Consider the following 12,854-nt stretch of genomic DNA (forward strand, 5'->3'; position numbering starts at 1 on the left):
CCCCCGCGAGCGATAATCGGACGTGGGGCCGCGGCATACGGGCATGCTCGGACGTCCACGCAGTCATCGGCAGGGGCCGGTGAGCCACCCGTGAGCGCGGTCCTACACACACAACCGGTGAAGGACACGCACTCATGACGACGCCCACGATCGAGCTCAAGCCCTCCTCCAGCCCGCTGTCCGACGCGGAGCGCGAGGCGATCCTGGCCAACCCGGGATTCGGCCGCCACTTCACCGACCACATGGTCACCATCCGGTGGACCGAGGGCCGCGGCTGGCACGACGGCCAGCTGGTGCCGTACGGCCCGCTGCACCTGGACCCGGCGACGAACGTCCTGCACTACGCGCAGGAGATCTTCGAGGGCCTCAAGGCCTACCGTCGCCCCGACGGCTCGGTCGCCAGCTTCCGCCCCGACGCCAACGCGCGCCGCTTCCAGGCCTCCGCCCACCGGCTGGCCATGCCGGAGCTGCCCGTCGAGACCTTCGTCGAGGCCTGTGACGCGCTCGTCCAGCAGGACAAGGCGTGGGTTCCGGCGCACGGCGGCGAGGCCTCGCTCTACCTGCGTCCGTTCATGATCGCGACCGAGGTCGGTCTTGGCGTCCGCCCGGCCAACGAGTACCTCTTCGTCGTCATCGCCTCCCCGGCCGGCCCGTACTTCGCCGGCGGCGTGAAGCCCGTCTCCATCTGGCTCTCGGAGAACCGTGTCCGCGCCGTCCCCGGCGGCATGGGCGACGCCAAGACCGGCGGCAACTACGCGGCCTCCCTGCTCGCGCAGGCCGAGGCGACCGCGCAGGGCTGCGACCAGGTCGCCTACCTCGACGCCGTGGAGCACAAGTGGGTCGAGGAGCTCGGCGGCATGAACCTGTACTTCGTGTACGGGAACAGGCTGATCACCCCCACCCTCACCGGTTCGCTGCTCGCCGGCATCACCCGTGACTCGCTGCTCAAGCTGGCGGCGGACCTCGGCCTGGAGCCGGAGGAGGGCCGCGTCTCCATCGACCAGTGGCAGGCCGACTCCGCGAACGGCACCCTGACCGAGGTCTTCGCCTGCGGCACCGCCGCCGTGATCACCCCGGTCGGCACGGTCAAGTCCGAGCGGGGCGAGTGGCAGCAGTCGGGCGGCGAGCCCGGCCCGGTCACGATGAAGCTGCGCGAGGCGCTGCTCGCCGTCCAGACCGGCAAGGCCGAGGACGTCCACGGCTGGATGCACGAGCTGGGCAAGTAGTCACTCGGTCGTCGCCAGGGCTTCCGGGGCCGTCACGGTGCCGGAAGCCCTGTTCGGCGTCAGGGCGGCGTACAGGGCGCCGCCGACGATCCCGGAGAGCACGAAGCTGCAGTCGATCCCGCCCGTGAGGGCGAGCAGCGGCCCCTCGTAGAGCGGCGTCGACACCCCGGCCAGGCCGGCCGCCGCGCCGATCGCCCAGGAGGCGGTGGCGCGCGGGTGCCAGCCTGCCGAGAACCAGTAGATCCCGCCGCGCGAGCGGTTGTTGAAGACCTGGAGCGCCTCCGGGGCGTACGTACCCCCGCAGCGGGCGTGCCCGATCAGGGTGATCACCGCCCACGGGGTGCCGATCGCCGTCAGCAGCAGGACGAACGAGGTCATCGCGGTCTGCGCGTCCGAGGCGAAGTGGCCGAGGAAGACGAAGGCGGTCGCGACCGCCGCGACCACGAGGGTGGCACGCGCGCGCGTGGCCTTCGGCAGGATCGCGTCGAGGTCGAGCCCCATGGAGTAGAGCATCAGTCCGGCGTTGCCGACGGAGCCGGCGGCGGCGGCGATCAGCAGCGGCACCAGGTACCAGGCGGGCGAGGCGGCGACCAGCGGGCCCGCGTAGTCGAGGCCGCCGCGCGCCGCCAGGGCGGTGAAGGTGCCGAAGAGCTGCGGGACCAGCAGGCCCACGGTCAGGCCCAGGCAGGTCGCCCGCCACACGGTCCTCGCGCTGTACCGCTCGGGGGAGACGTACCGGGTGTAGTCGCCGAGCAGGGTGATGAAGGCGACCGGGCCGCTGAGGCCAGCCGCGACGGCGGAGAGCAGCCAGGTCGACCAGAAGGTGCCGAGCAGGTACGGGGTGTCCGGGACGGCGGCCGTCGTGAAGTCCCCGGCGTAGGCGGCCAGGCCGACGGCGAGCAGCGCGGTCATGCCGACCGCGAGCGCCTTGCTCAGCCGGAGCAGCAGCCGGTAGCCGTACACCGCGCCCACCGCCGTACAGGCGGCGAGGAAGGCGTAGACGGCGGCGTGGGCGGCGCCGCCGGCGGGCAGGCCGACCAGCCGGGCCAGGGTGCCCACCATCACGTCGCCGCCGATCCAGAGGGTCAGCGCGGTGTAGCCGAGCGAGAGCAGCAGGCCGACCACCGAGCCGACGAGCCGGCCGCGGACGCCGAAGAAGGCGCCGGAGGAGGTGGAGAGGTTGGTCGCGGTGCGGAGGGAGACGAGCGCGAGCGGGGCGGTGACGGCGACGCCGACGAGGGTGCCGGTGACGACGGAGCTCACCGAGGCCCAGAAGCCGAGGCCGAAGGAGACCGGCAGCCAGCCGAACACGATCACCCCCAGGCAGAGGTTGGATCCGAGCAGGATCGAGAGGAGATCGCGGGGGCCGCTGGTGCGTTCGGCCTCGGGGATGGTGTCGACTCCGCGCTGTTCAATCGGCATGAGGACTCCCTGCGGGGGCGGACGGGGCAGTTTTAGAGCGGCGCTCAATGTGACCTATGCCTGTCGATGACGTCAATGCTTGGAAGCTGGCTCCTCAACATTTAGAGTGTCGCTCAAACATGTCGTCCTTGCAGGAGGTGTTCGGGGTGCGACTGACCCCCACGGAACGCGACCGGCTGCTGCTCTTCGGCGCCGCCGAGCTCGCCCGGGCCCGCCGGGCCCGGGGCCTGCGGCTCAACGTCCCCGAGGCGACCGCGCTCATCGCGGACACCGTCTGCGAGGCGGCCCGCGACGGCAGGCGACTCGCCGAGGCGATCGACGCCGCCCGCTCGGTCCTCGGCCCCGACGACGTCCTCCCCGGCGTCGCCGATGTGGTGACCGAGGTCCATGTCGAGGCCGTGTTCGACGACGGCTCCCGGCTCGCGGTCGTCTCCGGCCCCATCGGCGGGGGCGGCCTGGGCGCCGGGGCGCCGGGCGCGCTGCTGCCCGGCCCCGGGCACCCCGAGGCCGAGCCGACGCTCACCCTCCCGGTGCGGAACACGGCGAGCGTCCCCGTGAGCGTGACCTCGCACTTCCACTTCTTCGAGGCCAACCCCCGCCTCGACTTCGACCGGGCCGCCGCCTACGGCATGCGGCTGGCCATCCCGGCAGGCGCCTCCTTCCGCTTCGACCCGGGCGGCGCCGCCGAGGTCGGACTCGTGCCGATCGGCGGCGCCCGCGTCGCCATCGGCTTCGCGGGCCTGGTCGACGGGCCGCTCGACGCGCCCGGCGCGCGGGAGGAGGCCCTGCGGCGCGCGGCGGCCTGCGGCTATCTCGGCGTCACGAGCGGAGACGACCGGTCCGACGGCGTGTCGTCCGACGGCCTCCCGTCCGACGAGGAAGGCAAGTGATGGACCCGTACGAGTACGCATCCGTGCACGGCCCCCGGGCCGGCGACCGTGTCGTCCTGGGCGACTCCGGGCTCGTCGTCCGGGTGGAGTCGGACTCCCAGAAGCCGGGCGACGAGTTCCTGGCCGGATTCGGCAAGACCGCCCGTGACGGCCTGCATCTGAAGGCCGCCGCCGTCCGGGAGACCTGCGACGTCGTCATCAGCAACGTCCTGGTCATCGACGCCGTGCTCGGCATCCGGAAGGTGTCCGTCGGCATCCGCGAGGGCCGGATCCACGCGATCGGCCGGGCCGGGAACCCCGACACCCTCGACGGCGTCGACGTCGTCGTCGGCACCGGCACCACGATCGTCTCCGGGGAGGGCCTGATCGCCACCGCCGGCGCGATCGACACCCATGTCCATCTGCTCTCGCCCCGGATCATGGAGGCCTCGCTCGCCAGCGGTGTCACCACGGTCATCGGCCAGGAGTTCGGCCCCGTCTGGGGCGTCGGCGTCAACTCGCCCTGGGCGCTGCGGCACGCCTTCAACGCCTTCGACGCCTGGCCGGTCAACATCGGCTTCCTGGCCCGGGGTTCGTCCTCGGACCCGGCGCCGCTGGTGGAGGCCCTCGCCGAGGGCGGGGCCTGCGGTTTCAAGGTGCACGAGGACATGGGCGCCCACACCCGCGCGCTGGACACCGCGCTCAGGGTCGCCGAGGAGCACGACGTGCAGGTCGCCCTGCACAGCGACGGCCTCAACGAGTGCCTGTCGGTCGAGGACACGCTCAGCGTCCTGGACGGCCGTACGATCCACGCCTTCCACATCGAGGGCTGCGGCGGCGGGCACGTACCCAACGTCCTCAAGATGGCGGGCGTGCCGAACGTCATCGGCTCCTCCACCAACCCCACCCTGCCCTTCGGGCGGGACGCGGTCGCCGAGCACTACGGGATGATCGTCTCCGTCCACGACCTCAAGACCGACCTCCCGGGCGACGCCGCCATGGCGCGCGACCGGATCCGGGCCGGGACGATGGGCGCGGAGGACGTCCTGCACGACCTCGGCGCGATCGGGATCACGTCCTCCGACGCGCAGGGGATGGGAAGGGCCGGCGAGACCGTACGCCGGACCTTCGCCATGGCCGGGAAGATGAAGGCCGAACTGGGGCCCATGGAGGGCGACGGACCGCACGACGACAACGCGCGCGTGCTCCGCTATCTGGCCAAGCTCACCGTCAACCCGGCGATCGCCCACGGCCTCGCCCACGAGATCGGCTCCATCGAGATCGGCAAGCTGGCCGACATCGTGCTGTGGAAGCCGCAGTTCTTCGGCGCCAAGCCGCAGCTGGTGCTCAAGTCCGGCTTCCCCGCCTGGGGGGTCACGGGCGATCCCAACGCCGCCACCGACACCTGCGAACCCCTCGTCCTCGGACCGCTGTTCGGCGCGCACGGCGCCACGGCCGCCGACCTCTCGGTCGCCTTCGTCGCCCGGGCCGCCGTCGACCTCGGCTCCGACGCGATGCCGACCCGCCGCCGCCGGGTCGCCGTGCGCGGCACGCGCGGCATCGGCCCCGCCGACCTGCGGCTCAACTCCCGTGTCGGTGACGTCCAGGTCGACGGCCACAGCGGTCTGGTCTCCCTCGACGGCGCCCCGATCCGCTCCGAGGCGGCCGAGTCCGTCTCCCTCAACCGCCTCTACTTCCTCTGAACCCTCCTAGGACTCCCTGATGACCTACCGCATGCCCGCCGAGTGGATGCCGCACGAGCGCACCTGGATGGCCTGGCCGAGCCCCAACCCCACCTTCACCGACGCGGAGGAACTCGCCGAGGCCCGCGCCGCCTGGGCGTCGGTGGCCCGCGCCGTGCGCCGCTTCGAGCCGGTGACCCTGGTCGTCGGCCCCGGCGACGCCGAGTCCGCGCGCGCCCTCGTCGGCGAGGACGTCGAGCTGGCCGAGCGGGACCTCGACGACGCCTGGATGCGGGACATCGGCCCGACCTTCGTCACCGACGGCACCGAACTGGCGGCCGTGGACTGGGTGTTCAACGGCTGGGGCGGCCAGGACTGGGCCCGCTGGGAGCACGACTCCAAGATCGCCCGCCATGTCGCGGACCTCGCCGGCGTCCCCACGCACTCCTCCCCGCTCGTCAACGAGGGCGGCGCGATCCATGTCGACGGCGAGGGCACGGTCCTGCTGACCGACACCGTCCAGCTCGGCTCCGGCCGCAACCCCGGGTGGACCCGGGAGCAGGTCGAGGCCGAGATCCACGCGAAGCTCGGCACGACGAAGGCGATCTGGCTGCCGAACGGCCTCGCCGGCGACTACGGCCTCTACGGCACCCAGGGCCATGTCGACATCGTCGCCGCCTTCGCCCGCCCCGGCACCGTCCTCGTCCACAGTCAGCAGGACCCGGCCCACCCGGACCACGAGCGCTCCCGGACGTACGTGGACACCCTGCGGGGCGAGACCGACGCCCAGGGCCGCCCCCTGGAGGTCATCGAGGTCCCGGCCCCCACGGTCCTCAAGGACAAGGAGGGCGACTGGGTCGACTACTCGTACATCAACCACTACCTGTGCAACGGCGGCGTGGTCCTCTGCGCCTTCGACGACCCCCACGACGAGCTCGCCGCCGAGATCTTCCGCCGTCTCTTCCCGGAGCGCGAGGTCGTCCTCGTCGACGCGCGGACGATCTTCGCGAGTGGCGGCGGGATCCACTGCATCACCCAGCAGCAGCCGAAGGTCCGGGGCGGCGGGGCATGAGGTAGAACGGAGGAGTGACCCGTATGGACCCCTCCCACCCCGCCCCGGCGCACCGCCGGCGCAACCAGGCCGCCCCGCCGCGCGAGGACGTGCTGGCGGCCGCGATGGACACCATCGCGGAGCGCGGGCTCGACGGGCTGACCATGGCCGGGCTCGGGCGGCAGGTCGGGATGAGCAGCGGGCATCTCCTCTACTACTTCCGCACCAAGGACGAACTGCTGCTGCAGACCCTGGAGTGGAGCGAGGGGCGGCTCGGGGCCCGGCGGAGCGCGCTGCTGTCCCGGCCCGGGACGGCGCGCGACCGGCTCGACGGGTACGTGGACGTGTACGTGCCCGACGGGCCCCGCGACCCGCACTGGACCCTGTGGCTGGAGGTCTGGAACCGGTCGCAGAACGCCGACGACGACGCCCGCGCCCGGCAGGCCGCCATCGAGGGGGCCTGGCACCGGGACCTGGTGGCGATCCTGGCCGAGGGCGTCTCGCGCGGCGAGTTCCGGGCGGTCGACCCGGACCGCTTCGCCACCCGCACGCGGGCCCTGCTCGACGGGTTCAGCGTGCACGTCGCCGTCGGCATCCCGGGCACCGGGCGGGAGCAAGTCCTCGCCCATGTGAGGGAGTTCATCGCCGAAACGCTGATCTCGCGACCGTAACGCACGTAAGTACTCCCGATCGTTGCGCGTTGCACCCTTGTTGGGCCCGCGCTCCCTCCGGCACGGTTCCTGCCCATGGGACGAGAGCACTGGAAGAAGATCTGGGTCGGCTCCGCGGGCAACATGGTCGAGTGGTTCGACTGGTTCGTGTACGCGAGCTTCGCCACCTACTTCGCGGGGGCTTTCTTCCCCGAGGGCAACGACACCGCCAAGCTCATGAACACCGCGGGCATCTTCGCCGTCGGCTTCTTCATGCGGCCCGTCGGCGGCTGGCTCCTCGGCCGGGTCGGCGACCGCAAGGGCCGCAAGGCCGCCCTCACCCTCACCGTCACCCTGATGTCGGCCTCCGCGCTCCTGATCGCGGTCGCCCCCACCTACTCCGTCGCCGGATACGGCGGCGCCGCCGTCCTCCTGATCGCCCGCCTCCTCCAGGGGCTCTCGGTCGGCGGCGAGTACGCGGCCAGCGCCACCTACCTCACCGAGGCCTCCGCCCCGGAGCACCGCGGCTTCGCCTCCAGCTTCCAGTACGTGTCGATGACCGCCGGCCAGATCCTCGGACTCGGCCTGCTCCTGGTCCTCCAGCACACCCTGTCCACCGAGGCCCTGCACAGCTGGGGCTGGCGCGTCCCCTTCATCGTCGGCGCGCTCGGCGCGGCGGTCGTCTTCTATCTGCGCCGCACGATGCTGGAGACGGAGGTGTACGCGGAGACCGCCGACGACGGGGTGGCGAGCGATCAGAAGGGCACCCTCAAGGCCCTCTGGGCGCACAAGCGCGAGGCCTTCCTCGTCATCGCGCTCACCATGGGCGGCACCGTGGCCTACTACACGTACACCACCTACCTCACCAAGTACCTCTCCAACTCCGCCGGGCTGCCCAAGCGGACCGCCACCCTGGTCTCCTTCTGCGCCCTCATCGTCTTCGCCTGCCTCCAGCCGCTGGCCGGCCGCCTCTCCGACCGGATCGGCCGCCGCCCGCTGCTCATCACCTTCGCGGTCGGCTCCACGCTCCTCACCGTGCCGATCATGACGATGCTCCAGCACGCGGGCTCCTTCTGGCCGGCCCTCGGGCTCTCCCTCCTCGCGCTCGTCGTGGTCACCGGCTACACCTCCATCAACGCCTGTGTGAAGGCCGAGCTGTTCCCCACCGGCATCCGCGCCCTCGGCGTCGCCCTGCCGTACGCCATCGCCAACGCCCTCTTCGGCGGCACCGCCGAGTACGTGGCCCTGTGGTTCAAGGACGCCGGGATCGAGTCGGGCTTCTTCTGGTACGTGGCGGGCTGCGCGGCCGTCTCCCTGGTCGTCTACCTCACGATGCGGGAGACCCGGGACATCGATCTGGGCCGGGTGGGCACGGACGGCACCGCGCTGCCGGGGCGGAAACGAGATCATCTGCCCGTATCGTGAGACCCGCGGCCCGTCGATCTTCCACCTGTGTCAGACTTCCGGCGTGCTTGCTACCACGATGATTACCGGCAGCAGCGCGCCGGTCCGCAGTGACCGCTGAGGCGTGGAACGATCCCCACGCAGGCGGACACCGTGCCCCAGACCCGCGCGCAGACCTCTCGCACCCGCGAGGGGTTTTTTCGTTTTCCGGCCCCACCCATGCCGGAAACGGACGACGCGCGAGAACGGGGGCAAGTGGATCCAGACCTTCCGGAGCCACATCCGACAGGAGCCATCACAGTCATGACCACGGAGAACGCCGAGAGCTCGCGCCTCGACGACAGCTTCCATGTCTTCGACACGACGCTGCGCGACGGGGCGCAGCGTGAAGGCATCAACCTCACCGTCGCGGACAAGCTGACCATCGCGCGACACCTCGACGAGTTCGGCGTGGGCTTCATCGAGGGCGGCTGGCCCGGCGCCAACCCGCGCGACACGGAGTTCTTCGCCCGCGCCACGCAGGAGATCGCGTTCAAGAACGCGCAGCTCGTCGCCTTCGGGGCCACCCGCAGGGCCGGCGGCAAGGCCGCCGAGGACCCGCAGGTCAAGGCCCTCCTCGACTCCGGCGCTCCGGTCATCACCCTCGTCGCCAAGTCGCACGACCGGCACGTCGAGCTGGCCCTGCGCACCACGCTCGACGAGAACCTGGAGATGGTCCGCGACACCGTCGCCTTCCTGACCTCCCAGGGTCGCCGGGTCTTCGTCGACTGCGAGCACTTCTTCGACGGCTACAAGGCCAACCCCGACTACGCCAAGGCCGTCGTCCGCGCCGCGCACGAGGCCGGCGCCGACGTCGTCATCCTCTGCGACACCAACGGCGGCATGCTCCCCGCCCAGATCCAGGCCGTCGTCGCCACCGTCCTCGCCGACACCGGCGCCCGCCTCGGCATCCACGCCCAGGACGACACCGGCTGCGCCGTCGCCAACACCCTCGCCGCCGTCGACGCCGGCGCCACCCATGTCCAGTGCACCGCCAACGGCTACGGCGAGCGGGTCGGCAACGCCAACCTGTTCCCCGTCGTCGCGGCCCTGGAACTCAAGTACGGCAAGAAGGTGCTGCCCGACGGCGCCCTCGCCGAGATGACCCGGACCTCGCACGCCATCGCCGAGGTCGTCAATCTGACCCCCTCCACCCACCAGCCGTACGTCGGCGTCTCCGCCTTCGCGCACAAGGCCGGCCTGCACGCCTCCGCGATCAAGGTCGACCCCGACCTCTACCAGCACATCGACCCCGAGCTGGTCGGCAACACCATGCGGATGCTGGTCTCCGACATGGCCGGCCGGGCCTCCATCGAGCTCAAGGGCAAGGAGCTGGGCGTCGACCTCGGCGACGACCGCGCGCTCGTCGGCCGGGTCGTCGAGCGGGTCAAGGAGCGGGAGCTCCGGGGCTACACGTACGAGGCCGCCGACGCCTCCTTCGAGCTGCTGCTCCGCGAGGAGGCCGAGGGCCGGGCCCGGCGCTACTTCCGTACGGAGTCCTGGCGGGCGATCGTCGAGGACCGCCCCGACGGCACCCACGCCAACGAGGCCACCGTGAAGCTCTGGGCGAAGGGCGAGCGGATCGTCGCCACCGCCGAGGGCAACGGCCCGGTCAACGCCCTGGACCGGGCGATCCGGGTCGGCCTGGAGCGGATCTACCCGCAGCTGGCCAAGTTCGAGCTGACCGACTACAAGGTCCGCATCCTGGAAGGCCGCCACGGCACCGAGTCCACGACCCGGGTCCTGGTCACCACCACCGACGGCAACGGCGAGTGGTCGACGGTCGGCGTCGGCGAGAACGTCATCGCCGCCTCCTGGCAGGCCCTGGAGGACGCCTTCACCTACGGACTGCTGCGGGCGGGCATCGACCCCGCCGAATAGTCCCGCAAGGTCCTTCCGTGTTCTGTTTGGCCCGGTTCGGGTAGCGTCGAACCATGAGGACCAGGGCGATGTCCGTGTGGTCGGCCCTCGGCGGGCTGATCCTCCTTCTGCTGCTGGCCCTGGCGCCCACCGCGGGCGCCAGGGCCACGGGCGTGTCCGACGTGGCCGCCGCCCTGAAACAGGGCCCGGTCTACGTCGACCCCGGCGCCACGGCCCAGCTCTCCAAGGCCGACGCGGACGCCCTCGCCCAGAAGATCAAGAACGCGGACAAACCGCTGTTCGTGGCGGTCCTGCCCGCGAACGCCCAGTTCCCGCCGAAGGACCTGGTGCTGAAGCTGCGGACCCAGACCGGCATCACCGGCCTGTACGCCGTCCGGCTCGGCAACGGGTTCAACGCCCAGGCCGACGCCTCCGTGATGTCCCCGGACGCGGTGCGCAACATCATCACCTCGGTACGCGAGCCGGGCGTCGACGCGGTCACCGAGCTGAACAACTTCGTCGACCTCGCCCTGCCCACGATGCACGGCTCCGCCCCCGCCGGCTGGGGCTCCGTCGGAACCGACTCCGGGATCCCGGTCGCCGGACTCGTCACCCTCGGCGCCGTGGTCGTCGCCGGCGGCGCGGGCGCCTACGCGGTCGTCCGCCGCAACCGGCTCCGCAAGGAGGCCGAGGAGCGCGCCGCCCTCGACAAGCTGCGGGTCGTCGTCGACGAGGACATCACCGCCTTCGGCGAGGAACTCGAACGGCTCGACTTCCACCCCGCCGAGGCCGGCGCCGACGACGCCATGCGCGGCGACTACGAACGCGCCCTCGACTCCTACGACTCGGCCAAGTCCCTGATGGCCGCCGCGGGCCGCCCCCATGACGTCCGCGCGGTCACCCAGGCCCTGGACGACGGCCGCTACTCCCTCGCCGTCCTCGCCGCCCGCCGCGAGTCCCGGCCGCTGCCCGAGCGCCGCGCGCCCTGCTTCTTCGACCCGCGCCACGGCCCCTCCACCGAGGACCGCACCTGGGCCCCGGCCGACGGCACCGCCCGCGAGGTCCCGGTCTGCGCCGCCGACGCGGCCCGCCTGGACGACGGCCTCGACCCGGTGGCCCGCACGGTCGACGCGGACGGCGTCCGCCGCCCCTACTGGGAGGCGGGACCCGCGTACGGCCCCTGGGCCGGCGGCTACTTCGGCGGCGGCATGCTTCCCGGCCTGCTCGTGGGCACCATGCTCGGCTCGATGCTCTCCACCCCCGCCTACACCGCCGAGTACGGCGGCGGCGACTTCCAGGGCGGCGACTTCTCGGGCGCCGACTTCAACTCCGGCGACTTCGGATCGAGCGACTTCGGCGGCGGCGACGGAGGCGGCTTCGGGGGCGGCGACTTCGGTGGCGGAGGCGGGTTCGACGGCGGCGGCGGGTTCTAGGGGGTGTCTTGTCGATCAGGCCGGATCAGACCCCGCCGGCCCGGCCTGATCGGCAAGACACCCCCACCCCCTCCCTAGCCTCAGACCAGGGGCTTCACCGACATCAGGAGGTGGCGGTGGGCCGCCGTCGGGCCGTCGGTGAGGAGGGCCCGCTGGCCGGGGCCCAGCAGGTGGAAGTGGATCTCCGGGGAGTCCAGCGTGGTGAGGGCGTCCAGGAGGTAGTTCGGGTTGAAGGCGACCGTCAGGGTGTCCGGGCCTGCGAGCGTGGCCGGCAGGCGCTGGGAGGCCACGTCGTCCTCGTACCCCGCCTGGAGGTGGATCGACTTGGGGGTGAAGGTCAGCTGGACCGGGCTGTCGCCCTCGGCGACCACCGCGACCCGCTTCACGGCCTCGGTCAGCGGCGCCCGCTCGGTGGTCGCGAGGGCGTGCTCGCCCAGGGCGAAGAGCTTGTCGTGGCGGGGGAGCCGTCCGTCGAGCAGTCGGGTGGTGGTGCGCAGGCCGGCGCTCTCGAAGCCGATCGAGCCGCCGTCCAGGGCGAGCCGGGCCGGGCCGGTGCCCGCGAGGGAGCGGGCGATCTCGGTGAGGCGGCGGGCCGGGACGACCACATCGGCGGCGGGTGAGGGGGCGCCGGTCCCGGAGTCCGTCCCCGGCTGCCACTCCAGGGTGCGGACGGCGTAGCGGTAGCGGTCGGTGGCGGCCAGGGTCATGACCGCTCCGTCGAGGGCGAGGCGTATCCCGGTGAGGACCGGCAGTGAGTCGTCCCGGCCCGCCGCCACCGCCACCTGGCCGACCGCCGTGGCGAAGGCGTCCCCGTCCACCAGGCCGCGGATCTCGGGCAGTTCGGGCGGGGCGGGGTAGTCGTCGAGCGGCAGCAGGGAGAGCCCGAAGCGGGCGTCGCCGGAGGTCACCGTGAGGCGGGAGCCCTCCACCGCGAGCTGGGCGCGACCGCGCGGGAGCACCTTGCAGATGTCGAGCAGCCGCCGGCCGAGGACCAGCGCCCGGCCCTCGATGTCCGTGTCCGCCTCGACCTCGATCCGGGCCGAGGCCTCGTGGTCGAGGCCGGAGACGCGCAGCCGTCCGTCCGCCGCGTCCAGGAGCAGCCCGCCGAGGACGGGCATGGGGGAGCGGGCCGGCAGGACACGCGCGGCCCAGGCCACGGCGTCGGTCAACACGGAGCTGTCGATACGGAATTCCATGCCGCCGACGCTAGCGACCACC

Annotated in this window: 10 protein-coding genes; 8 read left to right on the forward strand and 2 right to left on the reverse strand. The window is 72.4% G+C overall.

What is annotated here, in order from left to right; all coding sequences use genetic code 11:
- Positions 1-134 precede the first annotated feature (134 nt).
- Positions 135-1,226: a branched-chain amino acid aminotransferase gene (locus tag ABT154_RS13390; RefSeq protein WP_351856627.1), complete on the forward strand. Its 1,092-nt coding sequence runs from the start codon at positions 135-137 to the stop codon at positions 1,224-1,226.
- Here the strand turns inward: ABT154_RS13390 and ABT154_RS13395 are convergent, their stop codons facing one another.
- Positions 1,227-2,648, reverse strand: a complete 1,422-nt coding sequence (locus ABT154_RS13395) for a cytosine permease (protein ID WP_351856629.1) — start codon at positions 2,646-2,648, stop codon at positions 1,227-1,229. It lies immediately after the preceding gene.
- Positions 2,649-2,794: 146 nt separating this feature from the next.
- Between ABT154_RS13395 and ureA the strand changes: the two genes are divergently transcribed.
- The 7 genes from ureA to ABT154_RS13430 all read left to right on the forward strand — a co-directional run bounded on the left by ureA (position 2,795) and on the right by ABT154_RS13430 (position 11,636).
- Positions 2,795-3,538, forward strand: coding sequence for an urease subunit gamma (gene ureA / locus ABT154_RS13400; RefSeq protein ID WP_351856866.1), 744 nt, complete (start codon positions 2,795-2,797; stop codon positions 3,536-3,538).
- The gene (locus ABT154_RS13405) at positions 3,538-5,220 is read left to right on the forward strand and encodes an urease subunit alpha (RefSeq protein ID WP_351856631.1); all 1,683 of its coding nucleotides are present in this window, start codon (positions 3,538-3,540) and stop codon (positions 5,218-5,220) included. The genes ureA and ABT154_RS13405 overlap by 1 nt, the downstream gene beginning before the upstream one ends.
- Before the next feature lie 19 nt (positions 5,221-5,239).
- Positions 5,240-6,271 carry an agmatine deiminase family protein gene (locus tag ABT154_RS13410; protein ID WP_351856633.1) on the forward strand — a complete coding sequence of 344 codons (1,032 nt, stop codon included), beginning with the start codon at positions 5,240-5,242 and terminating at the stop codon, positions 6,269-6,271.
- 104 nt (positions 6,272-6,375) lie between these two features.
- Entirely contained in the window at positions 6,376-6,921 is a 546-nt protein-coding gene (locus ABT154_RS13415; protein ID WP_351856868.1) for a TetR/AcrR family transcriptional regulator, read from the forward strand.
- Between the two features lie 75 nt (positions 6,922-6,996).
- The gene (locus tag ABT154_RS13420; RefSeq protein WP_351856635.1) at positions 6,997-8,325 is read left to right on the forward strand and encodes an MFS transporter; all 1,329 of its coding nucleotides are present in this window, start codon (positions 6,997-6,999) and stop codon (positions 8,323-8,325) included.
- 282 nt (positions 8,326-8,607) lie between these two features.
- The gene (gene cimA, locus ABT154_RS13425; protein WP_351856636.1) at positions 8,608-10,224 is read left to right on the forward strand and encodes a citramalate synthase; all 1,617 of its coding nucleotides are present in this window, start codon (positions 8,608-8,610) and stop codon (positions 10,222-10,224) included.
- Between the two features lie 53 nt (positions 10,225-10,277).
- The gene (locus ABT154_RS13430) at positions 10,278-11,636 is read left to right on the forward strand and encodes a hypothetical protein (RefSeq protein WP_351856638.1); all 1,359 of its coding nucleotides are present in this window, start codon (positions 10,278-10,280) and stop codon (positions 11,634-11,636) included.
- Between the two features lie 80 nt (positions 11,637-11,716).
- On the opposite strand, the gene dnaN is transcribed toward ABT154_RS13430, so the two are convergent.
- Positions 11,717-12,832: a DNA polymerase III subunit beta gene (gene dnaN, locus ABT154_RS13435; RefSeq protein WP_351856640.1), complete on the reverse strand. Its 1,116-nt coding sequence runs from the start codon at positions 12,830-12,832 to the stop codon at positions 11,717-11,719.
- Between the last annotated feature and the right edge of the window lie 22 nt (positions 12,833-12,854).

The organism is Streptomyces sp. NPDC001728 (assembly GCF_040297565.1).
GTDB lineage: Bacteria > Actinomycetota > Actinomycetes > Streptomycetales > Streptomycetaceae > Streptomyces.